Annotated in this window: 26 protein-coding genes; 12 read left to right on the top strand and 14 right to left on the bottom strand. The window is 67.8% G+C overall.

The window, feature by feature from the left end; all coding sequences use genetic code 11:
• Positions 1-8 precede the first annotated feature (8 nt).
• Entirely contained in the window at positions 9-1,034 is a 1,026-nt protein-coding gene (locus tag AC0KTM_RS10560; RefSeq protein WP_225328872.1) for an alcohol dehydrogenase catalytic domain-containing protein, read from the top strand.
• Positions 1,035-1,038: 4 nt separating this feature from the next.
• Here AC0KTM_RS10560 and AC0KTM_RS10555 read toward each other — a convergent pair whose 3' ends face one another.
• Together AC0KTM_RS10555 and dtd are read right to left on the bottom strand one after the other, a co-directional pair.
• Positions 1,039-1,950 carry a class I SAM-dependent methyltransferase gene (locus AC0KTM_RS10555; protein WP_472415525.1) on the bottom strand — a complete coding sequence of 304 codons (912 nt, stop codon included), beginning with the start codon at positions 1,948-1,950 and terminating at the stop codon, positions 1,039-1,041.
• Positions 1,951-1,967: 17 nt separating this feature from the next.
• Positions 1,968-2,399 carry a D-aminoacyl-tRNA deacylase gene (dtd, locus tag AC0KTM_RS10550; RefSeq protein WP_225328874.1) on the bottom strand — a complete coding sequence of 144 codons (432 nt, stop codon included), beginning with the start codon at positions 2,397-2,399 and terminating at the stop codon, positions 1,968-1,970.
• Positions 2,400-2,449: 50 nt separating this feature from the next.
• Between dtd and AC0KTM_RS10545 the strand changes: the two genes are divergently transcribed.
• Positions 2,450-2,755: an MTH1187 family thiamine-binding protein gene (locus tag AC0KTM_RS10545; protein WP_225328875.1), complete on the top strand. Its 306-nt coding sequence runs from the start codon at positions 2,450-2,452 to the stop codon at positions 2,753-2,755.
• Here AC0KTM_RS10545 and AC0KTM_RS10540 read toward each other — a convergent pair.
• Positions 2,752-3,246 (bottom strand): macro domain-containing protein, encoded by a 495-nt coding sequence (locus AC0KTM_RS10540; protein ID WP_225328876.1) that lies wholly within the window; start codon positions 3,244-3,246, stop codon positions 2,752-2,754. The genes AC0KTM_RS10545 and AC0KTM_RS10540 overlap by 4 nt on opposite strands.
• A gap of 40 nt (positions 3,247-3,286) precedes the next feature.
• On the opposite strand from AC0KTM_RS10540, the gene AC0KTM_RS10535 reads away from it, so the two are divergent.
• Entirely contained in the window at positions 3,287-4,576 is a 1,290-nt protein-coding gene (locus AC0KTM_RS10535; RefSeq protein WP_472408512.1) for a competence/damage-inducible protein A, read from the top strand.
• Between the two features lie 2 nt (positions 4,577-4,578).
• Here the strand turns inward: AC0KTM_RS10535 and AC0KTM_RS10530 are convergent, their stop codons facing one another.
• Complete coding sequence (locus AC0KTM_RS10530) at positions 4,579-5,931, bottom strand: sialate:H+ symport family MFS transporter (RefSeq protein WP_225328877.1); 1,353 nt, start codon at positions 5,929-5,931, stop codon at positions 4,579-4,581.
• On the opposite strand from AC0KTM_RS10530, the gene AC0KTM_RS10525 reads away from it, so the two are divergent.
• Entirely contained in the window at positions 5,930-6,997 is a 1,068-nt protein-coding gene (locus tag AC0KTM_RS10525; RefSeq protein WP_225328878.1) for an amidohydrolase family protein, read from the top strand. The two genes, AC0KTM_RS10530 and AC0KTM_RS10525, sit on opposite strands and share 2 nt — an antisense overlap.
• A 72-nt stretch (positions 6,998-7,069) precedes the next feature.
• Here AC0KTM_RS10525 and AC0KTM_RS10520 read toward each other — a convergent pair whose 3' ends face one another.
• Positions 7,070-8,464 (bottom strand): HNH endonuclease signature motif containing protein, encoded by a 1,395-nt coding sequence (locus tag AC0KTM_RS10520; RefSeq protein WP_472415524.1) that lies wholly within the window; start codon positions 8,462-8,464, stop codon positions 7,070-7,072.
• Between the two features lie 212 nt (positions 8,465-8,676).
• On the opposite strand from AC0KTM_RS10520, the gene AC0KTM_RS10515 reads away from it, so the two are divergent.
• Entirely contained in the window at positions 8,677-9,066 is a 390-nt protein-coding gene (locus tag AC0KTM_RS10515) for a phage holin family protein (RefSeq protein WP_225329249.1), read from the top strand.
• Positions 9,067-9,068: 2 nt separating this feature from the next.
• Here AC0KTM_RS10515 and AC0KTM_RS10510 read toward each other — a convergent pair whose 3' ends face one another.
• From AC0KTM_RS10510 to AC0KTM_RS10490, 5 genes are all read right to left on the bottom strand, one after another.
• A complete protein-coding gene (locus AC0KTM_RS10510; protein WP_238955842.1) occupies positions 9,069-10,031 on the bottom strand; it encodes an FAD-dependent oxidoreductase in 963 nt (320 codons plus the stop codon).
• A 16-nt stretch (positions 10,032-10,047) separates the two neighbouring features.
• Positions 10,048-10,704: a hypothetical protein gene (locus AC0KTM_RS10505; protein WP_225329251.1), complete on the bottom strand. Its 657-nt coding sequence runs from the start codon at positions 10,702-10,704 to the stop codon at positions 10,048-10,050.
• 69 nt (positions 10,705-10,773) lie between these two features.
• Positions 10,774-11,403, bottom strand: coding sequence for a nitroreductase family protein (locus tag AC0KTM_RS10500; RefSeq protein WP_225329252.1), 630 nt, complete (start codon positions 11,401-11,403; stop codon positions 10,774-10,776).
• 155 nt (positions 11,404-11,558) lie between these two features.
• Positions 11,559-12,530 carry an NAD(P)H-dependent flavin oxidoreductase gene (locus tag AC0KTM_RS10495; RefSeq protein WP_238955841.1) on the bottom strand — a complete coding sequence of 324 codons (972 nt, stop codon included), beginning with the start codon at positions 12,528-12,530 and terminating at the stop codon, positions 11,559-11,561.
• A gap of 77 nt (positions 12,531-12,607) precedes the next feature.
• Complete coding sequence (locus AC0KTM_RS10490) at positions 12,608-13,207, bottom strand: TetR/AcrR family transcriptional regulator (RefSeq protein WP_238955840.1); 600 nt, start codon at positions 13,205-13,207, stop codon at positions 12,608-12,610.
• 104 nt (positions 13,208-13,311) lie between these two features.
• Here AC0KTM_RS10490 and AC0KTM_RS10485 point away from each other — a divergent pair, with 104 nt between their 5' ends.
• The gene (locus tag AC0KTM_RS10485; protein WP_472415523.1) at positions 13,312-14,880 is read left to right on the top strand and encodes a phytoene desaturase family protein; all 1,569 of its coding nucleotides are present in this window, start codon (positions 13,312-13,314) and stop codon (positions 14,878-14,880) included.
• Positions 14,881-14,890: 10 nt separating this feature from the next.
• Here the strand turns inward: AC0KTM_RS10485 and AC0KTM_RS10480 are convergent, their stop codons facing one another.
• Together AC0KTM_RS10480 and AC0KTM_RS10475 are read right to left on the bottom strand one after the other, a co-directional pair.
• Positions 14,891-15,493 (bottom strand): YbhB/YbcL family Raf kinase inhibitor-like protein, encoded by a 603-nt coding sequence (locus tag AC0KTM_RS10480; RefSeq protein ID WP_472415522.1) that lies wholly within the window; start codon positions 15,491-15,493, stop codon positions 14,891-14,893.
• 61 nt (positions 15,494-15,554) lie between these two features.
• Positions 15,555-16,001 (bottom strand): SRPBCC family protein, encoded by a 447-nt coding sequence (locus AC0KTM_RS10475; protein ID WP_225329257.1) that lies wholly within the window; start codon positions 15,999-16,001, stop codon positions 15,555-15,557.
• 84 nt (positions 16,002-16,085) lie between these two features.
• Between AC0KTM_RS10475 and AC0KTM_RS10470 the strand changes: the two genes are divergently transcribed.
• The 4 genes from AC0KTM_RS10470 (at position 16,086) to AC0KTM_RS10455 (ending at position 21,417) form a co-directional block, all read left to right on the top strand.
• Complete coding sequence (locus tag AC0KTM_RS10470) at positions 16,086-16,805, top strand: MBL fold metallo-hydrolase (protein WP_472415521.1); 720 nt, start codon at positions 16,086-16,088, stop codon at positions 16,803-16,805.
• A gap of 130 nt (positions 16,806-16,935) precedes the next feature.
• On the top strand, positions 16,936-19,248 hold the full coding sequence (aceA, locus tag AC0KTM_RS10465; protein ID WP_472415520.1) for an isocitrate lyase ICL2: 2,313 nt from the start codon (positions 16,936-16,938) through the stop codon (positions 19,246-19,248).
• A gap of 410 nt (positions 19,249-19,658) precedes the next feature.
• Complete coding sequence (locus AC0KTM_RS10460; RefSeq protein ID WP_472415519.1) at positions 19,659-20,081, top strand: hypothetical protein; 423 nt, start codon at positions 19,659-19,661, stop codon at positions 20,079-20,081.
• A 172-nt stretch (positions 20,082-20,253) separates the two neighbouring features.
• The gene (locus AC0KTM_RS10455) at positions 20,254-21,417 is read left to right on the top strand and encodes an LLM class flavin-dependent oxidoreductase (RefSeq protein WP_472415518.1); all 1,164 of its coding nucleotides are present in this window, start codon (positions 20,254-20,256) and stop codon (positions 21,415-21,417) included.
• A 61-nt stretch (positions 21,418-21,478) separates the two neighbouring features.
• Here AC0KTM_RS10455 and AC0KTM_RS10450 read toward each other — a convergent pair whose 3' ends face one another.
• Positions 21,479-21,946, bottom strand: coding sequence for an SRPBCC family protein (locus AC0KTM_RS10450; protein ID WP_225329261.1), 468 nt, complete (start codon positions 21,944-21,946; stop codon positions 21,479-21,481).
• 201 nt (positions 21,947-22,147) lie between these two features.
• On the opposite strand from AC0KTM_RS10450, the gene AC0KTM_RS10445 reads away from it, so the two are divergent.
• Complete coding sequence (locus AC0KTM_RS10445) at positions 22,148-23,992, top strand: fatty acyl-AMP ligase (protein WP_238955835.1); 1,845 nt, start codon at positions 22,148-22,150, stop codon at positions 23,990-23,992.
• A gap of 61 nt (positions 23,993-24,053) precedes the next feature.
• Positions 24,054-24,731, top strand: coding sequence for a hypothetical protein (locus tag AC0KTM_RS10440; protein ID WP_238955834.1), 678 nt, complete (start codon positions 24,054-24,056; stop codon positions 24,729-24,731).
• Positions 24,732-24,738: 7 nt separating this feature from the next.
• Here AC0KTM_RS10440 and AC0KTM_RS10435 read toward each other — a convergent pair whose 3' ends face one another.
• On the bottom strand, positions 24,739-25,509 hold the full coding sequence (locus AC0KTM_RS10435) for an SDR family oxidoreductase (RefSeq protein WP_238955833.1): 771 nt from the start codon (positions 25,507-25,509) through the stop codon (positions 24,739-24,741).
• Positions 25,510-25,553: the final 44 nt, after the last annotated feature.

The raw sequence follows: 25,553 nt of genomic DNA, 5'->3' as shown, positions 1-25,553 counted from the left end.
ACACCGATATGCGCACGGTAGTCGTCGAAGGGCCCCGCACCATCCGGGTCGACACCCGCCCCGACCCAACGCTGCCGGGCCCGGACGGAGCGATCGTCGAGGTGTCCGCCGCCGGAATCTGCGGCTCCGATCTGCACTTCTACGAGGCCGACTTCCCGATGCCCGACCCCATCGCGCTCGGCCACGAAGCCGTCGGCACGGTCGTGGAGGCCGGGCCGCAGGTGCGCAACGTCAAGGTCGGCGATCAGGTCCTGGTGTCGTCGGTCGCCGGCTGCGGCGCCTGCGCGGGGTGCGCCACCCGCGATCCGGTCATGTGCCACTCCGGTTTTCAGATCTTCGGCGGCGGCGTGCTCGGTGGCGCGCAGGCCGATCTGCTCGCGGTGCCCGCCGCCGATTTCCAGCTGCTGAAGATGCCCGAGGGCATCAGCACCGAGCAGGCGTTGCTGCTCACCGACAATCTCGCCACCGGCTGGGCAGCGGCGCAGCGCGCCGACATTCCGCCGGGCGGGACCGTGGCCGTCATCGGACTGGGGGCGGTCGGCCTGTGTTCGCTGCGTAGCGCGCTTTTCCAGGGCGCCGCAACGGTTTTCGCGGTCGATCAGGTCGACGGCCGGCTGCAGCGCGCCGCCCAGTGGGGGGCGACCCCCGTCAAAGCGCCGGCGCTCGAGGCCATACTCGCGGCCACCGGCGGCCGAGGCGTCGACGCGGTGATCGACGCCGTCGCCACGGACGCTTCGCTGACCGAGGCGCTCAACGCCGTGCGGGCGGGTGGAACCGTCTCGGTCGTCGGCGTGCACGACATGAATCCGTATCCCCTCAACGCCCTGGGCTGCCTGATCCGCAGCATCACGCTGCGGATGACCACGGCGCCGGTGCAGCGAACCTGGCCGGAATTGATCCCGCTGCTGCAGTCCGGCCGCCTCGACGTCGACGGCATCTTCACCACGACAATGCCTTTGGACGACGCGGCCAAGGGCTACGCGACCGCGGAATCGCGCTCCGGCGACGATGTGAAGATCCTGCTGAAGCCCTAGGCCCTCACCGGGTCGCCATGATGTATTGGGACCGCATAAAACTGTCGATCTTGACGTCGACCTCCGGCGGGGTCATGCCGTACCCGGCTTGCAAGTCGAGCGTGTTGCGGACGGGTTCGACGGCCCAGCCGTGCGCGGTCAGCCACTCCGCGGGGTCGGACTGCGGTTGGTAGGTCAGGGCCGAAAAGTCAACGTTGCCCGACACGTTGACCCCCGGGTGATTCGCCTCCAGGGCGTGGAGTTGGTCGTGGTCCAGCCGCGACCCCAGTGCGCCGATGGCGATCCGGCTGCCCGGCGCGCTGAGCCCGCTGATCCGGGTGAACAGCGCGTGTTGGGCCTCGTCGGTCAGGTAGGGCAACAACCCCTCCACCGACCAGGCGCTCGGGCTCTCCACGTCAAACCCGGCCGCCTCCAACGGCCGCGACCAGTCGGTGCGCAGGTCGGCGGCGACCTCGATCCGACTGGCCTTCGGCGCCGCCCCCTGCTCACCGAGCACGCGTGCCTTGAATTCGAGAACCTTGGGCAAATCGACTTCGAACACCCTTGTGCCGTCCGGCCATTCGAGGCGGAACGCCCGCGAGTCCAGCCCGGCGGCCACGATCACCGCCTGTCGTATGCCCGCCTGGCCGGAAGCGACGAAGAAGTCGTCGAAGAACCGGGTCTGCACGCCGTAAAGGCGTGGGAAGGCCATCTCGTCCTCGGAGCTGCCCGGGTTGGCCAGCACCCCCGCCAGATACGGGTCCTGCGAGGCGGCGATGAAGACTTTCGCGTATTCGTCGCGTACCAACGGCCGCGGGCTCTCGGCGTGCAGGGCACGCCAACCCGCCACGAGCAGCGCGGTGTAGCCGACGCTGCTGACGATGTCCCAGTTGTCGTCGTCGGAGCGCAGCGATCCGAAGTCCGGTGTCCTGCCCACGGTGGCCAACGTACCCTTCAGAGTTCGAGAAGCACCGTCACCGGGCCGTCGTTGACCAGCTCGACCTGCATGTTGGCGCCGAACACCCCGGTCTGCACCTCGGCTCCCAGCCCCCGCAGCGCCGCGGCGAACTCCGCTACCAGCGGCTCGGCGACGGCCCCGGGAGCGGCCGCATTCCATGACGGGCGGCGGCCCTTGGCGGTGTCGGCGTACAGGGTGAACTGGCTGACGACGAGGATGGGGGCTCTTGCGTCGGCCGCGGACCGCTCCTCGGCGAGAATCCTTAGGTTCCAGAGCTTCTCGGCGAGCCGGCGCGCGGTGTCCCCGTCATCGGTATGGGTGACGCCGACGAATGCCAACAGCCCCTGGCCATCCGGCCGGATCGCGCCCACCACCTCGCCCTCGACCGACACCGTGGCCGACGAGACCCGTTGCACCAAGACCCGCATGGGCCTCGATGGTGCCAGACCGGCCGGGCGGGGGTGGGTACGCTCGAAGGGTGTCCGTGCTCGTCGCGTTTTCCGTCACCCCGATGGGGGTCGGCGAGGGTGTCGGCGAGATCGTCGCCGACGCGGTTCGGGTTGTCCGTCAGTCCGGCCTGCCCAACAAGACCGACTCGATGTTCACGGTGATCGAGGGCGACACCTGGGAAGAAGTCATGGCGGTGGTGCAGCGGGCCGTCGAGGCCGTGGCCGCCCGGGCCCCCCGGGTCAGCACGGTGATCAAGGCTGACTGGCGCACCGGGGCCAGCGACGCGATGACGCAGAAGGTCGCCTCGGTCGAGCGCTACCTTTCCGAGCGCTAGCCCCGCACCGCCGCCCGGAAAGCTTGCTCCGCCGCGTCACCGTGCACGGCGAACACCACCTTGCGCAGCGAGTCCGGCTGGTGCCGCCGGACGGCGTCGACCATCAGCCGGGCCGCCTCGTCGAGCGGGAAACCGCCGACGCCGGTGCCGAAGGCCACCAGCGCCAGCGTGCGGCAGCCGAGTTCGTCGGCCTTGCGCAATGTCGAAGCCGTGGCGGCACCGATGATCTCGGCCGAGGTGGGTCCCCCGAGCTCCATGGTCGCCGCGTGGATGACGTATCGCGCCGGCATGTCGCCGGCCGTGGTTTCGATCGCTTCACCGAGCCCGATCGGCGCCTTCTCCGTCGATTCGCGCTGCACGTCGGGCCCGCCCGCGCGCGAGATGGCCGCGGCGACGCCGCCGCCGTGCCGCAGCTGCGTGTTGGCCGCGTTGGCGATCGCGTCGACGTCGAGCTTGGTCACGTCGGCCGCAAGCACCTCTAACTCGATCATCGGCTTATTGTCCCGCAAACCCATGCGTAGGCTCATCCCGGTGAGCGCACGCGCAGGCATCGTTGTCACCGGAACAGAGGTCCTCACCGGACGCGTCCAAGACGCCAACGGACCCTGGATCGCCGACCGTCTCCTGGAGCTGGGCGTCGAGCTGGCGCACATCACGATCTGCGGCGACCGCCCCGCCGACATCGAGGCGCAGCTGCGGTTTCTCGCCGACCAAGGCGTGGACCTGATCGTCACCAGCGGCGGCCTGGGCCCCACGGCCGACGACATGACCGTCGAGGTGGTGGCCCGCTTCTGCGGGCGCGAGCTGCTGTTGGACGCCGAGGTCGAAGAGAAGATCGCGAACATCCTCAAGAAGCTGATGGCGCGTAATCCCGCCTTCCAATCCGCCTTGGATCCGGGCACTTTCGAGTCGCTGCGGGCCGCCAACCGCAAGCAGGCCATGGTTCCCGCCGGGGCGCAGGTGCTCGACCCGGTCGGCACGGCGCCCGGCGTCGTGGTGCCCGGCAAGCCCACGGTGATCGTGCTCCCGGGGCCGCCGCGCGAGCTGCAGCCGATGTGGCACACGGCGATCCAGACGCCGGCCGCGCAGGATGCGATCGCCGGCCGGACCATTTATCGGCAGGAGATGCTGCGGATGTTCGGGCTGCCCGAGTCGGGGCTGGCCGAAACGCTGCGCGACGCCGAAAAGGCCGTGCCCGGCTTCGACCAGCTCGAGATCACCACCTGCCTGCGGCGCGGGGAGATCGAAATGGTCACCCGCTACGAGCCGGGCGCCGCCGACGCATACGCGCAACTGACCAAGCTGCTGCGCGAACGGCACGGGCATCAGCTCTACTCAGAGGACGGCTCCCGCGTCGACGACCTTGTTGCGCAGCTTCTCGCCGGGCACCGGATTGCGACGGCGGAGTCCTGCACCGCGGGCCTGCTGGCCGCGCGGCTGACCGACCGGCCGGGATCGTCGGACTACGTGGCCGGCGGGGTGGTGTCCTATTCGAACGAGGCGAAAGCGGAGGTGCTGGGCGTCGACCCCGCGCTGATCGAAACCCATGGCGCGGTGTCCGAGCCGGTGGCCGAGGCGATGGCCGCGGGCGCGCTGCAACGCTTCGGCGCCGACACCGCGGTCGCGATCACCGGGATCGCCGGACCGGGCGGGGGCACCGAAGAAAAGCCGGTGGGCACGGTCTGCTTCAGCGTGAAGGCGCCCGACGGCCGCACGGATACCCGCACCTTGCGTCTTCCCGGCAACCGGTCCGATATCCGGGAACGCTCGACGACGGTGGCCATGCACCTGCTCCGGCGCATGCTGGGCGACCCCCACTAGCTTTACGTCGCTTCCGTTGCGAGGAAAGCACTTTCCGTCGTGCCGAAGCGGATTCCCGTCGCATCCTTTCCGATCAGCGTCAGGACCACAACCGCGGCCAGCACCGGCACGATCGTCGCCGCCAACGCGAACGGGTAGCCGTGGGATTCGGCGAGACGTTCCTGAATCGGTAAGTTGAACGCCGCCAACAGGTTTCCGAGTTGGTACGTCACACCGGGGTAGAGGCCGCGGATGGCGTCAGGCGACATCTCCGTGAGGTGGGCGGGAATCACGCCCCACGCGCCCTGCACGAAGAGCTGCATCAAAAACGAACCCAGGCACAGCATGGCAGCGCTGCGCGAGTAGGCGAACAGTGGCACGATCGGCAGCGCCAACACCGCACAGAAGACGACCGTGTAGCGGCGACTCCATCGTTGTGACAGCGTTCCGAAGACGAGCCCTCCGATGATGGCGCCGACGTTGTAGGCCACCACGATCCACTTGACCGTCGTGCTGGACAGGCCGGCCCCCTGATTGGCGTGCGCGCCCAGGAAGGTGGGGTAGACGTCCTGCGTGCCGTGGCTCATCCAGTTGAACGCCGTCATCAGCAACGCCAAATAGACGAATCTCCGGATGATCGCACCGTTGCGCAGCACGTCCCGGATTCTGGTGCTGGTGAGCTTCATCCGGTCTTGCGCGGCCTCCCACACCTCGGATTCCTCCACCCGGTAGCGAATGATCAAGCTGATCAGGGCGGGAACGATGCTCAGGCCGAACAACCAGCGCCACGACAGCCCGAGCCAATCCATCACCACCAGCGAGGCCACGCTCGCCAGCAGGTAGCCGAATGCGTAACCCTCCTGCAGCAGCCCGGAGAAAAATCCGCGCCGCTGAACCGGCACCTTCTCCATGGCGAGCGCGGCGCCAAGCCCCCATTCGCCGCCCATGCCGATGCCGTACAGCAGGCGCAGGATCACCAGCACGGTGAAGTTGGGCGCGAAGGCGCACAGGAAGCCCACGACGGAATAGAACATGACGTCGACCATCAGCGGCAGCCGCCGGCCGACGCGGTCGGCCCACAGCCCGAACAGCAACGCGCCGACGGGACGCATGAACAGGGTGGCCGTGGTGACGAAGGCGACCTCGGCCTTGCTGTGGTGAAACGTCTTCGCGATGTCGGCGTAGACGAGCACCACGATGAAGTAATCAAAGGCGTCCATCGTCCAACCCAACAGGGCGGCGATGAAGGAATTGCGCTGATCGGCGGTCAACTTGTTTTGCGGGCTCTGCGTTGTCACGTCAGCATCGTGGCCTACCGAGCGCGTCGGCGCGACCCGTTTCGCCGCGCACCACGCGGGAGTAAGTTCCGGAGACATGCGGATCATCGACGCCGACGGCCATGTCGCCGAAAATTCTTCGCTGGCAGTCGAAGCGATCAAGCGATGGCCGGACCACGTCAAGCCAGGCACACACGGGCAGCTCGGGTTGACGCTTGAAGGCCGCAACTACCCCGAGGACCGCGGCCCGGGCGCAGGCTGCCCGCCCGAACACGGGATCAGTAAGGCGCCCGATATCAACTGCCGGTCGGCCGAAGGCGTGCTGGGCGACGCCGACCGCGACCACATCGACACGATGGTGCTCTACCCCAGCCTCGGCCTGTGCGCGCCGAGTCTCGAAGACCCGGACTTCGCGGCCGGATTCGCCCGGCTCTACAACGAGTGGATCGCCGATTATTGCGCCGCCTCGGGCGGGCGGCTACGCGGCGTCGCGGTAACTCCGATCGAGCACGGCCGGCTGGCGATCGATGTCATGACCGAAGCCAAAGACCTTGGGCTGGTGGCGACTCTGGTGCCGCCGGCGCTCAAGACGCGCAACCTCGACCATCCCGACCTCGATCCGTTCTACGCCGCCGCCGTCGACCTCGGGATGCCGCTGGGTGTGCATGGCGCCCCCGGCATTCATCTGCCCAAGATCGGCGTGGACCGCTTCACGAATTACATTCAGGTGCACTGCATCAGCTTTCCGTTCGACCAGATGACCGCGATGACCGCGATGGTCTCCGGCGGCGTCTTCGAGCGCCATCCGGCGTTGCGGGTGGCCTTCCTCGAGGCGGGCGCGGGGTGGGTTCCGTTCTTCATCGATCGGCTGCACGAGCATTACGAGAAGCGCGGCGACTGGGTGGAGCGCGGCTGGCGTCGCGATCCGCACGATTATCTGGCCGCGGGCAATATCTGGGTGACGTGTGAACCGGAGGAACCGATTCTGCCCGGGGTGATCGATGTGCTGGGCGCCGATTTCATCATGTTCGCCAGCGACTACCCGCATTGGGACGGCGAGTGGCCGGAAAGCACCAAACACCTGCGGACTCGCTCCGATATCAGCGAGGAGGCCCGCGAGAAGATCGGCGGGCGCAACGCGCAGCGCTTCTACAACCTGAACTAGCAGCGATCGCGAGCGCGGCGCAGCCGGGCGAGGCGGGTCGCCGCCCTCGGGTCTAGCGGCGATCGCGAAGTGTTATGCCGCGCCGGGGTTGTCGGCTTCTTCGTCGTCGTCGTGTTCGTGGTGGAGGAGTTTTTCGGGGTGGTGGTAGGTGTTGGTGCGGGGTTGGCCGCGCTCGAGGTGGGGCGGGGGTTTCCATTCGGTGTCCCCGCGGGCGTTTGTGCGGGTGTGCCATCCGCCGGGGTTGAGCATGCGGTGATGCGGGCCGCAGGCGAAGGTGAGGTCGTTGATGTCGGTGCTGTGACACTTGCTGTAGTCCGTGGTGTGGTGGACTTCGCAGTAGTAGCCCTTAACCCCGCAGCCTGGGGCGGTGCAGCCGCGGTCCTTGGCGTACAACACAATCCGCTGCCCCGGGGAAGCGATCCGCTTGGTGTGATACAACGCCAGGGCCTTGCCCTTATCGAAGATCGCCAAGTAGTGATGGGCGTGGCGGCCCAGGCGGATCACCTCACTCATCGGCAGGATGGTGCCCCCACCGGTGAGGGCGCGTCCGGCGGCGGCCTCCAACTCGGCCAGGGTGGTGGTGACGATGATGGAGGCCGGCAACCCGTTGTGCTGACCCAACTCCCCGGAGGCCAACAGCGCCCGCAGTGCGGCCAGCAGGGCGTCATGGCCGCGCTGAGCCTTGGAGCGGGTGTCACCGTCGATGGCGGCCTGGCTGGGCGTCCCCTCCACACACGGCATCTCATCAAGCGGGTTGCACATGCCCGGCGCGCCGAGTTTGGCCTCCACGGCTTCGACGGTGGCCCGTAGTTCGGGAGTGATCAGCCCCCGCAACTCCGACATGCCGTCGGGTTGTTGTTTGCCCAGGGTTACCCCGCGGCTACGGGCGCGGTCCTCGTCGGTGAAAAGACCGTCGGGGTTGAGGCAATCTTCGAGGACGTGGGCCAGGCCGTCGAGTTCGTCGGGCCGGTGATAGGCGGCGTGGCCGGCCAGGTCGGCCTCGACGCGTTCGCGGGTGGCCGGGTCGATCCAGCCGGGCAGCCGGCGAAAGAAGCGGCGGATCACCGCCACATGGGCGGCGCCGAGTTCACCGCGGCGTTGGGCGGCGGCGGTGGCGGCCAGCACCGGGGGCAGCAGTTCACCGGTCAGCCCGTGGCGCGGGCCCAGATCGGCGGCCTCTTTGACCCGCCGGCCGGCCTCGGTGTGGCTGATCCGCAGGCGGTCAGCGATCGCCTGATCCAGCGTGGAACCGAGTTCTTGAATGCTGGCTTGCCGCGCCAGGTGATTGATCAACGCATGCTCGGGCACGGGCAGGCGTCGGCGCGCCTTTTCGCAGCGCTCCAGCAGCGCCAGGCACTCCCGGGGAGCCAGCGCGTCAAAACACAGCCCCGCCACGCCCTCGAGGGCGGCATCAAGCGCGTCGAAGGCCGCGCTGATCGCGTCCCGATCCACGATGCCCGAACTCATACCGCGAAACTATCGAGGCCCACCGACACAAAACCCCGAATTGTGACCACTGAAAACACAGTGACACAAGGGAATTCAATATACGTTTCCGACATCCGAAATCGCGAGCGAGCGAGGCACGAGAACCGACGGGCGAAGCCGGTCACCCCGGTCAGAACTAACCGCGCCGATTCCTGCTTACCTTCGCGGTCCGGATGGCAGGATTTACGAGCATGGGCCCTTTTTTGGTGCGTGCCGCGCTGACCGGATTCGCGTTGTGGATCGTCACCCTTTTCGTGCATGGCCTGAGCTTCGTGGGCGGCAGCACGAGGCTCGAGCGGGTCGGCATCATCTTCGTCGTCGCCGTGATCTTTGGTTTGGTCAACGCGTTCATCAAGCCGATCGTCCAGATCTTGTCGATCCCGCTCTACATCGTGACGCTCGGCCTGTTCCATGTCGTCATCAACGCGCTGATGCTCTGGATCACCGCGAGGATCACCGAGCACACCACCCACTGGGGGCTGCAGATCGACCACTTTTGGTGGACCGCCATCTGGGCGGCGATCGTCTTGTCGATCGTTAGTTGGTTGCTGTCCTTGATAATTCGCCGCACCGGTGCGTGAGATCAGCGGCTGCCGGCCAGGCTCACCACGTCACGCGCACAGCCCCAGGACAGGGTGACGCCGTTGCTGCTGTGACCGTAGTTGTGGATGCAGCGCGCCCGCCCGAGCGGTTCGGCCTCCACGCGCACCGAGGGGCGGTCGGGCCGCAGCCCGGTGATGACCTCGATCACCTCGGCGTCGCCCAGTCGCGGCTCGATTCGGCGGCAGCGTTGCAGGATGCGTTCGGTCACTTCGGGTTCCGGGGCGGTGTCCCAGCGGTCGGGGATGCTGATTCCGCCGCACACCACCCGCTGCGGGTGAGGGAAGTAGCAGGTCCATTCCGGGCCGTCGTTCAGTTCCAGAAACAGTTGCCGCAGACCGGGATTGGTGAGCACCACATGCTGGCCGAAAAGCGGCCGCACGGTGGGGTCGCCGGTGAGCGCGCCCGCGGCGAGGCCGGTGCAGTTGACCACGATTTCGGCGGTGTCGGCCGCCTCGGCCAGGGATCGAACGGGATGTTCTTCGATGTCGCAGCCGGCCGCAGCCAGCCGCCGGGTCAGGTAATCGAGATAGTGCGGCATGTCGATCATCGGCACGGTGGCGCGAAATCCGGTTCCGAAACCCGGTGGGATGTCGGCGGGGTCGGCCGGCCGCAGGCCGGGGATCAGCGCGGCCGCGGACGACATCGCCTCGGCGGCGGTCAGCTCGCCGACGGCCAGGGCCGGCGCCAGCAGCACGCCGGAGTCGGGATCCCCGGCGAGATCACGGAACACCTGCAAAGAGTGCTCGGTCCAACGCAGCGTCTCGCCCGCGCGTTCCGCGGGCCGCGGGGGCGCCCACACGGCGCCCGCCACCGCCGAAGTCGTTTGTTTGGGCGTGGCATCCGCCCATACCCGGACCGGCCAGCCCGCCTCGGCCAAACAGATGGCCGACGTCAATCCGCTGACGCCGGCGCCGACCACGACGATCTGCTGCGTGCTGGCCACGGCGCCGGCGGGCCGATCAGGAATGCGCGGCTTGCGGGGCGGGCGCAGCCGGGGCCGGCGCCGGTGCCGGCGATGGGGCCGGTGCCGGGGCTTGCGGAGCAGGCGACGCCTGCGGAGGCCGCTGCGCGTTCCCACCCAACAGACCGTTGAGGATGCCGAGCGTGCCCTGCACGCCCGCGGGCGGCGCTTGCGAGGGCGGAACCGCGTCCGGCGTCAGTTGCCAGGGCTGGCAGCCCGAGGTCTTGAACGATTTGTCGCCCGGCTCGATCTGAACTACCTGCGCCTTTTTGGTCATGGCATTGTCGATGAGCGCGCCGTCGGGGTTGCCGGTCCGTTTCCAGTAGCACGTGCCGTTGCCGACGGGACCACCTGAGCTGTAGATGCCCGGGACGATGTCAGTCCCCACCGCGTAGATGCCGTCCTTGTCGATGGTGGTCTTCGGCCCTGCCGGGGCGGGTGCCGGCGAGGCCCCAGGCGACGCTGCGGGCGACGGGGCTGCCGAAGGTGCAGGTGACGGCGCCGGGGAGGCGGCCGGTGCTGGTGAGGCCGCGGGCCCGGGCGCGGGACCCCGCGTCTCGTCGGGATCGGCGCTGGCAACGACCGTCGACGCGGCCCACCCCGCGATCATCAGGCTCGCGGCAGCCAACCGTGCCGCCCTAGGTACTCCACCCATAGGGATCGAGGGTACCGGGGTCAAGAACCTAATTCATCTCGTTGTGAAATCGCGCGGCGTGGGACTGCATCAGCTTTCCCCCCAGCCATCCCAGAAGGTGATGGTCGCCGCCGGCGGCCGCACGGCCGGCCGGAAGTCGGTGCCGAGCGTGTAGGCGACGGGGAACAGCGCGGCCTGCGTGACGGTGGGGGGAATGCCGAGCAGGTCGGCCACCTCCCGCTCCTTGAACAGATGCATTGTCGTCCACACCGATCCCAGCCCACGCGAGCGGAGCGCCAGCAGAAAGCTCCAGCCGGCCGGGATGATGGACGCCCATGCCGCCGCGGCGATGCCCGGTTCGGCGGTGTCGATGCGCTGGTTGAGGCAGGGGATGACGTGTACCGGGACGTCCCCCAACGTTTCGGTCAGGCTCATCGCGCTCTGGTACACCCGCTGCGTCTGCGGATCCGTCGCGTTGTCCGCCGCGTACGCCAGGTACTGCGCGCCGACGCTCCGGTAGATCTCGGCGATGGCGGCGCGTTTGTCCGGGTCCGTGATCACCAGCCAACGCCAGTCCTGCGTGTTGCTCGCCGTGGGCGCCTGCATTGCCAGTTGGATGCACTCGAGGATCACGTCGCGGCCGACCGGCCGGGTCAGGTCGAGCCGTTTGCGCACCGATCGGGTGGTGCTCAGCAGTTCGTCGACGGTGGCGATGTCCATGGGGTCCTTACATGTGTCGGTAGGGAGCGGGTAAAGGTCGATAGCACAGGGTCGTTCGATGTTGCGGCCGATCATCGCGGCGGGGATTCCGTCGGCGAATCCTGCCCGCGCAATGGGGTATCGAGCTGAGCAAACCAGACCCCTCGCTCGGCTGTCTAGGCCGTCGCGTCGCGATTCAGGATGTGCGCCGCTTCGCTGACCATGTCGGCGACGATGTCAGCCGCGGGACGGACGCCGCGGACGCCCCCCACGCCTTCGCCGATCAGTATCGCGGCCGTATCGAAATCCCCGGCGGCAACGGCCTTCTCGTAGTCAGTGACCGCCTGGTCCAGCTGTGCCGACAGCTCGGACTCGCGACCGTGCCAGGTGTCCAGGAAGGCGCTGCGCAGCGCCCGCGCGTTGTACTCGGCGGGCCAATCGAGGCGGCGCACAACGTCATAGGCGCGGGTGCGCACGGTGTCGTCTCCGCGGGCGGCCACCGCCCGCTGCTGCGCCCGCGGTGACACCAGCGCCTCCGGCGACGCCCAGAACCTGGTGCCCACGAGGGCGCCGTCAGCACCCAAGGCCAGCGCGGCCGCCAGCCCACGGCCATCGCCCACGCCGCCGGCGGCCACGACCAATGTGTCGGGGGAGCGTTCGTTGACGAAGTCGACGACCTCGGGCACCAACGTGAACGTCGAACGCACGCTCATCCCGTGCCCGCCCGCCTCGCCGCCCTGCGCCACGATGACCTCTGCCCCGGCATCCAGGGCCCGGCGCGCCTGGTCCAGGTTCTGCACCTGGGCGGTGAGCGGAACGCCGGCGGCGTGGATGCGATCGGCGAAGGGCCGCAACTCGCCGAAGGACAACATGACCGTCGCCGGTCGCCGAGCCAGCGCGATGTCGAGCAGACGCGGATCGCGGGCCAGGCTCCAGGTGATGAATCCGCATCCGACTCGCGTGCCGTCGGCGTGGTCGAATTCGCGCTCCAGCCATTCGGCATCGCCATAGCCCCCGCCGATCAGGCCCAGGCCACCCGCCGATGTCACCGCCGCCGCGAGCCGGCCCCCAGAGACCAGGGCCATCGGCGCGAGCAGGATGGGGTGCCCGATACCGAAAAACTCCGTCAGACGCGTAGGCAGTGGCATGGTGTTACTCGCTTCAGCTGGCGCGGACGGGACGTCTACTGCAACCGACGTTAGGGCCGCGGAAATCCCTCGGTTGCTCAGGCAAGCCGCGCCAGACCGGAGCGCACCAGATCCAGACTCGCGGCAACGTCTTCGCCGAGGTCGCCCGCGCAACCCTTACGACCCCAATTCTCCACTGCCGCAACGAGGGCGGCGGCCAGCGCAGAACCCGCGACCTCGGCGGCGAGGTCGATGTCCGCCAGATCCGGGTTGCGCTTCCTGACGAAATCGGTGAGCACGCCGGCGAACGAGGATTGCACCACCCGTAGGTGGCCGGCGATCCGGTCGGCGCTGATCAGCTCGGCGCGCGCGGTCGCGGCCTGGCGGACCACTTCGAGGTCGTGGGGAAACGCGGAAACGCTTGCCAGCACCGCATCGAACAACGACTCGGACGGCGGGCGTTGCGCGAGCGCCTCGGCCAGCCATTCCAGCTGTGTCTCGTAGTCCTGGAAAAGAACGGCTTCCTTGGTGGGGAAGTGCCGGAAGAAGGTGCGCTCGGTGACGCCGGCCTCGCGCGCCAGCTCGGTGACGGTGACATTCGCAAAACCCTTGCGGGCGAAGCTCTTCAACGCCGCACGACGAAGTGCCTCATGCGTCGATCGTCGTCGTTGTTCATGACGGTTGCCCAGGGCGGTCATCTCAGGGGAGATCGTATCCCAGCCGAAGTGGTCAATACTGACACCTTCCAATTATGTCAGTACTGACATATTCTGCATTCGATAACCCGACGAAGGCGAGGGCCATGAGCACAACGGATTACGACGCCATCGTGGTGGGCGCCGGGCACAACGGGCTGACCGCTGCGGCGATTCTGCAACGCGCGGGCCTGCGCACGGTGTGCCTGGAAGCCAACACCTATGCCGGGGGCATGGCGGCGACGGTCGAATTGATCGACGGCTTCCGATACGAGGTCGCCGGTTCGGTGCAGTTCCCCATGGCAAGCGAGCTCACCAAAGACCTCGGGCTCGACACGCTGCCGGCGGTGGAGCCCGAGGTGATGTCGATCAACCTCGGCGAACACGGCGAAGAACCGATGATCTTCTATCGCGATCCGATGCAACTGATGACGCACCTGGGCGAGAGACACGGAATCGAGGCCGTCACCGGCATGGCCGAATTGATCGGTTGGAGCCAGGCACCGGCGAAGGCGCTGGGTCGCTTCGAAGTGCGCCGGCCGCCCAAGACGCTCGACGAAATGTATGCCTGCGCAACCAACGACGCCGAACGCCGGGCCATCCACGAAATGCTGTTCGGCTCGGCGATGGACGTGATCGACCGCTACCTGCCCGACAAGCAAAGGCACGCGGTCATGCGCGGGATGCTGGCGTTCCTAGCCGTCAACTCGACCTACCGCGGCCCGTATACCCCGGGCAGCGCAACATGTTTGGCGTTCGCGCTGGCGGTGCCCGACGGCAGCACCGCGATGATGACCAAGCTGAAGGGCGGCATCGGCGCACTCACCGAACACCTACGCGAGCTCTTCATCTCCCATGGCGGCGAGATCCGCTTTCGCACCAAGGCCGGGCAGATCCTCGTCGACAAGCAGAGGGTGACCGGCGTGCGACTGCGCGACGGGTCGACGATCTCGGCTCCGATCGTCGTGTCCAACCTGTCACCCGATGTCACTCTCACCGACCTCGTCGCACCCGAACACGTTCCGGCGGAGCTTGTCTCGCGCGTGTCCGGTCGCGACCACCGCGCCTCGTTCGTGCAGATCCACTTCGCCCTGGACGGGCTGCCCGAGTTCGCCCCGCCGTACGAGTTCCTCAACGCCGACGGCATGCAACAGTCGATCGGCATCTTCGGGTCGCCCGAATCCCAACAGCTGCACTGGGAAAACTGCCGGCGGGGCATCGTCCCGGACAATCCGTCGATGGGCATGCAGATCCCGTCGGTCCACGACCCCGCAATGGCGCCGCCGGGCAAGCACGCGGCGAGCGCGTTCGCCTATGCGTTTCCGGTCGAAGTCAGCCGCTCGCAGCATGGGCACCTCAAAAACGAGATGGCGCAACGGGTTATCGACAAGATCACCAGGTTCGCGCCGAACTTCAAGGACATCGTGATACGCCACATCACGTTCGCGCCCTACCACATGAACACGATGTTCGGAGCGCCCGACGGCGACTTCTGCCACGGGCTGTTGCACCCAGACCTGATGGGCCCCAACCGGCCCGGACCGAGGGGCTTCCTCGATCTGCCCATCCCGATCGACGGCCTCTACCTGGGCGGCGCCGGCTGTCATGGCGGACCGGGCATCACCTTCACCCCCGGGTACAACGCCGGCTATCAGGTGCTCGACGACGCGTCCTGACGAGGACGGATCAGCCGCCGAACGCCCCCACGAGCTGGGCCTGGGCGGTCGCGGCGCCGGCGATCGCCTGCGCGGCCTGCACGCCGGCCAGGCCGCCGGGCAGCCGGTAGTCGTTGGGAAGCTGATACAGCGTGAACCGATAACGGTGCGTGCCGGTTCCGGCCGGGGGACAGGGACCCTGATACGCCGACTGGCCGGACGTATTCGGCAGGGTGATGGCGCCGGCCGGGGTCTGGCCCTCGGCCGTGCTGCCGGCCCCGGGCGCGATTCCGATCACCACCCAGTGGACGTACAACCCGGCCGGGGCGTCGGGGTCATCGACGACGAGGGCCGCACCCAGCGGGGCCGACCACGCCAACGGCGGTGCGATGTCGGCGCCTTTACACGTGTACTGCACCGGAATCGGCGCGCCGTCGGCGAAGGCCGGACTGCTGATCGTCAGTGGCCCACCCACGGGCGCGTTGGGCGCCGTCTTCCCGAGCGTCGTGACCTTCGGCGCCGGAGACGACGTCGGAGGGCTATCCCCAGCGGAGCCGCAGCCGGCCAGCGTCCCCAGCAGCGTCGCCCCGCCCATGAGCGCTGCGATTCGACGAAACACCGGAGTCGTGTCCATGAAGACAGTCTGACCCGCCCGGTCGCGCTGCGGAAGCACCCGTTTCGCGGCGACGCACGCGTTACTTACCGCGCTTCTCGACTTCGAGTACCCGCTTGCGCAATCCCTCGGTGGCCGTGTCCATCAGGCTCTTGGCGCCCTTCTTGACCAGAAATCCGGGAACGGGTGCCACCAGGTCGACGGTGAGATCGAAGCGGACCCGGGTCGAGTCCCCGTCGGGCGTCAACGTGTACCGCCCCTCCTGAGCGCGTTGTTGTTTGGAGCTGACCAGGGTCCAGCCGACGCCATCGTCGTGAACGGTGTAGGCGAGCTCCTGTTCATCGCTGACGCCGACGAGTTTGACCACCTGTCTGGATCTAATCGGGTGGTTCTGGTCGTCGCGCTCGAGCACCTCGACCTTTTTGTGCGCCGACGACCATTCGGTCAACGACTCGAGGTCGAACAGCACATCCAGGATTTCGTCCGGCGTCGCTTCGATGACGACTTCGCGGGAATCGGTGATAGCCATGTCGGGGAGATAGCCGGTGCGATGACGCTCGAAACCGACCGCGTCAGCGCCCGGAGGCAAGCCCCGGGCGTTACCTTCCGGGGTGTGCATTTCGCCTGGGAAACGCTGACCGGCGGTGTGCATCGCTGCCGGCTCCCGTTCTGCGATGTCACGATCGGTCTGGTGTGCGGCCGCGCGGCAACGTTACTCATCGACACGGGCACCACGCTGACCGAAGCGGCCGCGATCGACGCCGACGTCCGTCGGCTTGCCGGGCGACCGGTGAGCCATATCGTCTTGACGCACAAGCACTTCGACCACGCCCTGGGCTCCTCGCTGTTCGGGCAGGCGGAGATATTTTGCGCGCCCGAGGTGGTCGGGCACCTCACGTCGTCGACCGACCAGATCCGCGCGGACGCGCTGCGTCACGGTGCCGACGCCGCCGAGGTGGACGCGGCGATCGCCGCGTTACGCCCTCCGCCCCGCGGCGTCTATGACGCCTCGGTCGATCTGGGGGACCGGACGGTGACGATCTCATACCTCGGGCGCGGCCACACCGCCTCGGACCTGGTGGTCCTCGCGCCGGCGACCAACGCCGGCGAGCGGGTGGTGGTGTTCACCGGTGATCTGGTCGAGGAGTCCGCCGACCCCGCGATCGACGCCGATTCCGACGTGGCGGCGTGGCCGGCCACCCTCGACCGGCTGCTCGCGGTCGGTGGCCCCGACGCCATCTACGTCCCGGGCCACGGCAAGGTCGTCGATGCGGCATTCGTCCGTCGTCAGCGGGACTGGCTGGCCGCGCGGCGGCCCAGCCTTGAGCGATAGTGAACTGAAACATGTTGTGTCCCAAGCGTTTCACGACTGTTTTGGCCCGATCTTTCGACTCCTGATTGAACTGCCGTTCGCGGGGATAGACTCACGTTCAGTGGAGTCGTGCCGGAGAGGGGCGTAAGACATGGCGATCATCGATAAGGACACGCAAGTCCGGGCGTCGTTCGACGACGAGGTCGCTGCCACGTTCGACGACGAGGTCGCTGCCACGCAGCAATACTTCGACGATCCGCGCTTCTCCCGGATCACCCGCCTCTATACCGCCCGCCAGGTAGCCGAGCAGCGCGGGACCATCCCGACCGACTACACCGTGGCACGCGACGCGGCGGCGGCCTTCTATGAGCGGTTGCGCGAGCTGTTCGCCCAGAAGAAGAGCATCACGACGTTCGGCCCGTACTCGCCCGGCCAGGCGGTGGCGATGAAGCGGATGGGCATCGAGGGGATCTATCTGGGCGGCTGGGCCACCTCGGCCAAGGGCTCCACCACCGAAGATCCCGGACCCGACCTGGCCAGCTATCCGCTGAGCCAGGTGCCCGACGACGCCGCGGTGCTGGTGCGCGCCCTGCTCACCGCCGACCGCAACCAGCAGTACCAGCGCCTGCAGATGAGCGAGAAGCAGCGCGCCGCGGCCACGACCTACGACTACCGGCCGTTCATCATCGCCGACGCGGACACCGGCCACGGCGGTGACCCGCACGTACGCAACCTGATCCGCCGGTTCGTCGAGGTCGGCGTGCCCGGCTACCACATCGAGGACCAGCGCCCCGGCACCAAGAAGTGCGGCCACCAGGGCGGAAAGGTCTTGGTGCCATCCGACGAACAAATCAAACGCCTCAATACCGCGCGCTTCCAGCTCGACATCATGAAGGTGCCGGGCATCATCGTCGCGCGCACCGACGCCGAGGCCGCCAACCTGCTGGACAGCCGGGCCGACGAGCGCGATCAGCCGTTCCTGCTCGGCGCCACCAACCTCAAGATTCCTTCGTACAAGTCGTGCTTCCTGGCGTTGGTGCGTCGCTTCTACGAGTTGGGCGTCAAGGATCTCAACGGGCACCTGCTTTACGCGCTGCCCGAAGGCGAGTACGCGGAGGCCGCCGCATGGCTTGAGCGCCAAGGGATCCAGGGCGTGATCTCCGACGCCGTCAACGCCTGGCGCGAGAACGGTCAACAATCGATCGACGACCTGTTCGACCAAGTCGAGTCGCGGTTCGTGGCCGCCTGGGAGGACGACGCCGGCCTGATGACCTACGGCGAGGCCGTCGCCGATGTGCTCGCGTTCGCCGCCAGCGAGGGCGAACCGGCCGAGATGAGCGCCGACGAATGGCGGGCTTTCGCGGCGACTGCCTCGCTGTACTCCGCCAAGGCCAAGGCGAAGGAGTTGGGTGTCGACCCCGGTTGGGACTGCGAACTGTCGAAGACGCCCGAGGGTTACTACCAGATCCGTGGCGGCATCCCGTACGCCATCGCCAAATCGCTGGCGGCCGCGCCGTTCGCCGACATTCTCTGGATGGAGACCAAGACCGCCGACTTGGACGACGCCCGGCAGTTCGCCGACGCCATCCACGCCAAGTTCCCCGGCCAGATGCTGGCCTACAACCTGTCCCCGTCGTTCAACTGGGACACCACCGGCATGACCGACGAGCAGATGAAGCAGTTCCCCGAGGAACTGGGCAAGATGGGTTTCGTCTTCAACTTCATCACCTACGGCGGACACCAGATCGACGGCGTCGCCGCCGAGGAGTTCGCCACCTCGCTGCAACAGGACGGCATGCTGGCGCTGGCCCGGCTGCAGCGCAAGATGCGCCTGGTCGAATCCCCTTACCGCACACCGCAAACCCTGGTCGGGGGGCCGCGCAGCGACGCCGCGCTGACGGCATCCTCGGGGCGCACCGCCACCACCAAGTCGATGGGCGAGGGCTCGACCCAGCACCAGCACCTGGTGCAGACCGAGGTGCCCAAGAAGCTGCTCGAGGAGTGGCTGGCGATGTGGAGCGAAAACTACGACCTCGGCGAGAAACTGCGGGTGCAACTGCGGCCCCGCCGGGCCGGCTCGGACGTGCTCGAACTCGGCATCTACGGCAACGGCGACGAGCAGCTGGCCAACGTGGTCGTCGATCCGATCAAGGACCGGCACGGCCGCAGCATCCTGCAGGTGCGCGACCAGAACACCTTCGCGGAGAAGCTCCGGCAAAAGCGGCTGATGACCTTGATTCACCTCTGGCTGGTGCACCGCTTCAAGGCCGACGGGGTGATCTACGTGACGCCGACCGAGGACAACCTCTATCAGACCTCGAAGATGAAGTCCCACGGTATCTTCAGCGAGGTCTACCAGGAGGTCGGCGAGATCATCGTCGCCGAGGTGAACCAGCCCCGCATCGCCGAACTGCTCAAGCCCGATCGCGTGGCGCTGCGCAAGCTGATCACCAAGGAGGGGTAGCCGCGATGCAGCCGCGGCCCTGGTCACGGCCTTTCGCGGCCGCCTGAGTTCGCTCCGAGGACGGTCTACTTAGTGAATATAAGAAATTTTCTAATTTGCGAGTAAGACATTTCGCCCACGGCAAGCGCCGGACACAGATACGATTTGTTTCGCCGATGGTCCATAGGCCCGAGATGGGCCATCGGCTTCAAAGCCTCGATGGTGCCCCGCGTTGGCACATTCCCTTGTGCCACTACGGCTCCGCCCGTGAATCGCTAACCCGCTCTTTTCCCCGACGATGCCCGCTCGCCCGCGTGACGGCCACCGTCGCGCATCGCAATCTCGGCGCCGGAAGTAGTTTGCGCGCCCACGCCCCGGGGTAAGAAACAGTGGGCGCCGCGACGTGGCGCACGTGGAGATTGGGGGATCTGATGGGATCTGGACCGAGGACAACGGTCGCCCTTTTCGGCGGCGCGGCCATGCTCGTACTGGCGGTCGGCTGCGGCGGCGGGCACAAAGAAGGGCCAAGCAGCACGACCACCCCGACGACCACGCCGTCTTCGAGCGTCGCGCCCTCCACGACACCCGGTGAGGGTGGTCCCGGCGGCGGTGGTGGCAATGTGCCCGGCGGCCCGACCGGCGGCGGGGGCCCCGGTGGCGGCGGCGGCAGCATCCCCGGTGGCCCGACCGGTGGCGGCGGTCCCGGTGGCGGCGGCGGCAGCGTCCCCGGTGGCCCGACCGGTGGCGGCGGCCCCGGTGGCGGCGGCGGCAGCATCCCCGGCGTCGGCGGTGGCGGCGGTGGCCCGGGCGGTGGCGGCGGGTGCGTCGGCAACGTCTGCGGCGGCTACCCGTGATCAGCCACTGTCGTTGAGCCCGTTCTAGTTCGAAGTCCCAGGCTTGTTGCCCTAGCCGGTGGGGTCATGGTTACCTGGCCCCACCGGCTGATAACTCTGGGCTTATTTCTTCCGGCTTCCCGCAGCGTCCTTTGAGCTATGGTTCGGGGGACTCGACTGCAAAAGGGATCCCATGGGCAAGCTCAGGTTTGGATATTTCATCGCCCCCTTCCATCGCGCGGGCACCAATCCGACGCTGGCCCTGCAACGCGATCTCGAGTTCATCGAGCACCTCGACGCCCTCGGCTTTGACGAAGTCTGGATGGGCGAGCACCACTCGGCCGGAAGCGAAATCATCAGCTCCCCGGAGATCTTCATCGCCGCCGCCGCCGAACGTGCGAAGCGAATCCGGTTCGGCACCGGGGTCATTTCGCTGTCGTACCACAATCCGCTGTGGGTCGCGGACCGACTGATGCTGCTGGACCATCTCACGCACGGCCGCATCATCGGCGGCGTCGGGCCGGGCTCGCTGCCCAGCGACTCGTCCATGATCGGTCTCACCCCCACCGACACGCGGGAGCTGCTGGAAACGAACCTCGACATCGTCGTCCGGCTGCTCGCGGGGGAGACGGTGAGTGCCAAAACGGCGACCCACCAGCTGTTCGATGCCCGGTTGCAGCTTGCCCCGTACTCCGACGGCGGGATCCCGCTGTCGGTGGCCGCGGTCGCCTCGCCGACGGGCGCGCGGCTGGCCGGCAAGCATGGCATCGGCCTGCTGTCCATCGGGGCGACCTTGACCGTCGAGGGCTTCAACGCGCTGTCCTACCACTGGGACATCGTCGAGGAGCGGGCGGCGACCTTCGGCGCGCAGGTCGACCGCAAGAACTGGAGCCTGGTCGGCCTGTTCCATCTCGCCGAGACCGAAAAGCAGGCCCGCGAAGAGGTCAAGTTCGGCATCGAGCCGTGGTTCCGGTACTTCCAGAAGGTGGCCGCCTTCCCGCAGATGACGATGCCGGGAGAACAGCTCGACGAGATGATCGACGTGATCAACGACAACGGGGCCGGCGTGATCGGCACGCCCGAGCGGGCCCGCGAGCAGGTGCAGCGGCTGTGGGACCAGTCCGGCGGGTTCGGTTGCATGCTGCAGATGGGTCACGAGTGGGCGAACCCCGCCGCCACCAAACGGTCCGCCGAATTGTTCGCCGCCGAAGTGATGCCGCACTTCCAGGGCCAGGCGCAGCCGACGCTGGACGCCGCGGCGCGCGCCGGGCAGGCCCGGGAGAGCCTCGCGCAGTCACAGCTCGACGCCGTCGCGCACATGACCAAGAAGTATCAGGACGAGGTCGGCTCCAAGTAGCGGCGCACAGCCGCGACCATCCTCGCGAGTGTGCTTCGCGTATCGCGTATTTCGCGGACTGCTACCGCCCGGTGTTCGACTCGCGTTCGGCGGCCTTGACCAAGCGGCCGGCGAAGAATCGGACCGCCCCGCCCATCGCGGCGCGCATCACCGGTCCCGTTCCGCGAACGCCCTCGGTGAATGAGCCGGTCCACCGGATGTCCGTGCCGCCGGCCGCATTCGGCGTGAAGACCACCTCGCCGGCGTAGTCCTGGGCCGGGGTCGGCGGTCCCACCAGCTTGTAGGCGTGGCGGCGGTCCGGCTCGTACGCGACGGTCTCCTCCTGCACGAAGACGGGCCACATGCCCACCTTGCGGATGGCCCCGATCCCACCCGGCGCGGGATCGCCCTGGCGGGCCCAACTCGAGCGCAAAACGATCGGCTTGGCCCACTGCGACCAGTTGGCGCCATCGGCGACGAGCCGAAACAGCGTCGCGGCGGGCGCGCTGCTGGTACGGGTGATTTCGAAGGAGAACTTGCGGCCCGACATGACAACTCCTGGTGATAGCAAACGCTACGGCCCTCGATGGCCCTGGACTGCGCTCGCCGGTAGGCTACCGCCCACCCGCCGAACCCCCGGCTCGGGGGCCACCTACACCTCACGGAATGAGCGAATGCGGCCGCGTCGCTTGGCGTTTGCCCGCTTCGTCGGCGCAGGGACCGCGGAAACGGCTTGCCTAGACTGGCACCCATGGATCACGGCTCCCGGCATGACGCCGGTGTCCCCGGGCTGCTTCGAATCGAGGACTGCCTGGACGGCGACGGAAATATCGCGCTGCCGCCCGGCGTCAACCTGATATCGCTGATCGACCGCAACATCGCCAACGTCGGTGACGCCGTGGCCTATCGTTACCTCGACTACAGCGGCCAGGGGAATGGCAAAGCCGAAGAGGTGACGTGGACCCGGTTCGGCGTGCGGCTGGAAGCCATCGGCGCGCGCATCCAACAAGTCGCGAGCCGTGGTGAGCGCGTTGCGGTCCTCGCGCCGCAGGGCATCGACTACGTCGCCGGCTTCTACGCGGCGGTCAAGGCGGGAACCATCGCGGTGCCGCTGTTCGCCCCGGAATTGCCCGGGCATGCCGAGCGCCTCGATACCGCGTTGCGCGACTCGAAGCCCACGGTCCTGCTCACCACCACCGCCGCGGAAGGCGCGGTCGCGGGATTCTTAGCCGGTCACCCGCACCTGGGCCGGCCGCAGGTGATCGCCATCGACCGGATTCCCGACTCGGCGGGTGAGTCGTTCGTGGCGACCGAGCTCGGCATGGACGATGTGTCGCACCTGCAGTACACGTCGGGCTCCACCCGGCCGCCGGTCGGCGTCGAGATCACCCACCGCGCGGTCGGCACCAACCTGGTGCAGATGATTCTGTCGATCGACCTGCTGGACCGAAACACTCACGGCGTCAGCTGGTTACCGCTCTACCACGACATGGGTTTGTCGATGATCGGCTTTCCGGCCGTCTACGGCGGCCATTCCACCCTGATGTCTCCAGCCGCGTTCGTCCGCCGGCCGCTGCGGTGGATCCAGGCATTGTCCGACGGCTCGCGGCAGGGCAATGTCGTCACCGCGGCGCCGAACTTCGCCTACGAGTGGGCGGCGCAGCGCGGCCTGCCCACCGGCGGCGAGGACATCGACCTGCGCAACGTGGTGATGATCATCGGCTCCGAGCCCGTCAGCATCGACGCGATCAGGACGTTCAACAAGGCGTTCGCGCCATACGGGTTGCCCCGCACCGCGTTCAATCCGTCCTACGGCATCGCCGAGGGAACGTTGCTCGTCGCGACCATCGCGCCGGTGGCCGAGGCGACGGCGGTGTACTTCGACCGCGAACAGCTGGGCGCCGGGCACGCGGTGCGCGTGCCCGCGGACGCCCCCAACGCCGTCGCTCAGGTGTCATGCGGGCAGGTGGCACGCAGCGAATGGGCCGTGATCGTCGACCCCGGCAGCGCCGCCGAATTGCCGGACGGCGAGGTGGGTGAAATCTGGTTGCAGGGCAACAACATTGGTCGCGGATACTGGGGACTCCCCGAAGAGACCCGGCTGGCGTTCGGCGCCGCACTGCGATCGCGACGCACCGATGGCAGCCACGCTGAGGGCGCCGACCTCGAACGCCCATGGCTGCGCACCGGCGATTTGGGCGTGTACCTCGACGGCGAGCTGTACGTGACGGGGCGGATGGCGGACCTCATCACGATCGAGGGCCGCAACCACTATCCGCACGATATCGAGGCCACCGTCGCGGAGGCGTCCCCGATGGTTCGGCGCGGATACGTGACGGCGTTTTCCGTACCGGCCCAGGAGGACCCGGCCGTCGACCGGCTCGTCGTCGTCGCCGAACGCGCCGCCGGCACCAGCCGTCAGGACCCACAGCCGGCGATCGGGGCGATTCGTGAAGCGGTCTCGCAGCGCCACGGTCTGACCGTCGCGGACGTGCGCCTCTTACCGGCGGGGGCCATCCCACGGACGACCAGCGGCAAGCTCGCCCGTCGCGCATGCCGCGCCGAATACCTCGGTGGCGGCCTGGGCGCCCACTGATCGGATTCGCGCGGCGGCGGAGCAGGCCGGACACCGACCGTCCTGATGGCATCCTGGCCATGTGGGCTTGCTATTCCGATTGGCGGAGCTGCTGATCCTCATCCTGCCGCTGACGGGCGCGATCGTGGCCGCGGTGCGTGCGTTCGGCGCCTACCGGCGGCGCGCCGACGAGCGGGCGCGGGAATCCGAGCGGACACCGCTGCCCGACGCGCCCGCCGGCCCAGCCGCAGCGAACAACCACGCGGCCCAATGGCGCGCGATCCGGCGCGTCCTCGACGAACACAGCCGCACCGATGATCGTTGGCTCGAGTACGAACTCGACGTCGCAAAGCTCCTGGACTTTCCGCTCATGACCGACATGCGCGATGCGCTGACGGTCGCGTTCCACAAAGCCAAACTCCGCGCCGACTTCCTGCGGCCCGTCAAGGCCGAAGATCTCCTCGACGATCGGGAAGCCGCCGCGCAATACATGGCCGCCGTCGAGGATTACGCGACCGCGTTCAACGCCGCGGAGGCCGAGGCGATGCGCCGACGCCGCAACGACTTTTCCCGGGCGGATCAGCAACGGATCGCCCGCGCGCAGAGCCTGCTTCGGGTGGCGGCCGACCCCGCGGCGGCGGCGCACGAACGTCAGCGCGCCTACGAGGTGGCCCGTAACGAACTCGACGGCCTCTTGGTGCTGCCGTCGGGCGCACGGGCGAACATCGAACGCGGGATCTCCGGCGAGATCGAGCGCTGACGTCCCGTTACGGGCAGCTGTACCCGCCGTCGATCACGAGGTCCGAACCGGTCATGTAGCTGGACGCCTCGCTGGCCAGATACAGGTAGAGGCCGATGAGTTCCTCAGGCCGGCCGATGCGGCCCAGCGGAATCTTGGGCTCCCACAGGCGGTGATACTCCTCGAGGGGCTCGACGAGTTCGGTGAGGATGTAGCCGGGGCTGACGCTGTTGACCCGAATGTTGTGGGGCGCGAATTCGACGGCCATCGCCTTGGTCAGATGGATGACGGCCGCCTTGGAGGCGCAGTAGTGGCCGACCTGCTGCGGCACGTTGATGATGTGGCCCGACATCGAGGCGGTGGTGATGATGGCGCCACCGTGTCCCTGCCGGACCATCGCCCGGGCCGCCGCCTGCGCGGTGAGAAAGACTCCGGTCACGTTGGTGTCCTGGATGCGCTGGAATTCTTCCGGTGACATCTCCAGCATCGGGGTGACGGCGATGATCCCGGCGTTGCACACGGCGATGTCGATGCCGCCCAACTCCGCGATCACCCGGTCCACCATGGTGCCCACCTGGTCCGGTTGCGTGACGTCACAACGGATCGGCACCACGTTGCCTTCTCCGTCTGCGGACAGCTCGCCGGCGATGCGTTGCAAGGCTTCGAAATTCCGTGCCGCAAGGGCGACCTGGGCGCCGGCTTGCAGATACGCCTGTGCCACCTGCTTGCCGATGCCGCTGGACGCGCCGGTCACCAACGCGCGCTTGCCGCGCAAGTCGAACAGGTCCCACACGTTCATTCGATAACCCTATTCGCAACCGGCAACCCAAAACCGAAACACGT

The organism is Mycobacterium sp. NTMscope_Eco_3 (assembly GCF_976985685.1).
This window is presented reverse-complemented; position numbering and strand designations above follow the sequence as displayed.

Bases quoted from the DNA above. Each gene is read 5' to 3' on its own strand.
- AC0KTM_RS10560 (WP_225328872.1), top strand. From the start codon at position 9: ATGCGCACGGTAGTCGTCGAAGGGCCCCGCACCATCCGGGTCGACACC.
- dtd (WP_225328874.1), bottom strand. From the start codon at position 2,399: ATGCGGGTCTTGGTGCAACGGGTCTCGTCGGCCACGGTGTCGGTCGAG.
- AC0KTM_RS10540 (WP_225328876.1), bottom strand. From the start codon at position 3,246: ATGATCGAGTTAGAGGTGCTTGCGGCCGACGTGACCAAGCTCGACGTC.
- AC0KTM_RS10525 (WP_225328878.1), top strand. From the start codon at position 5,930: ATGCGGATCATCGACGCCGACGGCCATGTCGCCGAAAATTCTTCGCTG.
- AC0KTM_RS10530 (WP_225328877.1), bottom strand. From the start codon at position 5,931: ATGTCTCCGGAACTTACTCCCGCGTGGTGCGCGGCGAAACGGGTCGCG.
- AC0KTM_RS10520 (WP_472415524.1), bottom strand. From the start codon at position 8,464: ATGAGTTCGGGCATCGTGGATCGGGACGCGATCAGCGCGGCCTTCGAC.
- AC0KTM_RS10515 (WP_225329249.1), top strand. From the start codon at position 8,677: ATGGGCCCTTTTTTGGTGCGTGCCGCGCTGACCGGATTCGCGTTGTGG.
- AC0KTM_RS10505 (WP_225329251.1), bottom strand. From the start codon at position 10,704: ATGGGTGGAGTACCTAGGGCGGCACGGTTGGCTGCCGCGAGCCTGATG.
- AC0KTM_RS10500 (WP_225329252.1), bottom strand. From the start codon at position 11,403: ATGGACATCGCCACCGTCGACGAACTGCTGAGCACCACCCGATCGGTG.
- AC0KTM_RS10495 (WP_238955841.1), bottom strand. From the start codon at position 12,530: ATGCCACTGCCTACGCGTCTGACGGAGTTTTTCGGTATCGGGCACCCC.
- AC0KTM_RS10490 (WP_238955840.1), bottom strand. From the start codon at position 13,207: ATGACCGCCCTGGGCAACCGTCATGAACAACGACGACGATCGACGCAT.
- AC0KTM_RS10485 (WP_472415523.1), top strand. From the start codon at position 13,312: ATGAGCACAACGGATTACGACGCCATCGTGGTGGGCGCCGGGCACAAC.
- AC0KTM_RS10480 (WP_472415522.1), bottom strand. From the start codon at position 15,493: ATGGACACGACTCCGGTGTTTCGTCGAATCGCAGCGCTCATGGGCGGG.
- AC0KTM_RS10475 (WP_225329257.1), bottom strand. From the start codon at position 16,001: ATGGCTATCACCGATTCCCGCGAAGTCGTCATCGAAGCGACGCCGGAC.
- aceA (WP_472415520.1), top strand. From the start codon at position 16,936: ATGGCGATCATCGATAAGGACACGCAAGTCCGGGCGTCGTTCGACGAC.
- AC0KTM_RS10460 (WP_472415519.1), top strand. From the start codon at position 19,659: ATGGGATCTGGACCGAGGACAACGGTCGCCCTTTTCGGCGGCGCGGCC.
- AC0KTM_RS10455 (WP_472415518.1), top strand. From the start codon at position 20,254: ATGGGCAAGCTCAGGTTTGGATATTTCATCGCCCCCTTCCATCGCGCG.
- AC0KTM_RS10450 (WP_225329261.1), bottom strand. From the start codon at position 21,946: ATGTCGGGCCGCAAGTTCTCCTTCGAAATCACCCGTACCAGCAGCGCG.
- AC0KTM_RS10445 (WP_238955835.1), top strand. From the start codon at position 22,148: ATGGATCACGGCTCCCGGCATGACGCCGGTGTCCCCGGGCTGCTTCGA.
- AC0KTM_RS10435 (WP_238955833.1), bottom strand. From the start codon at position 25,509: ATGAACGTGTGGGACCTGTTCGACTTGCGCGGCAAGCGCGCGTTGGTG.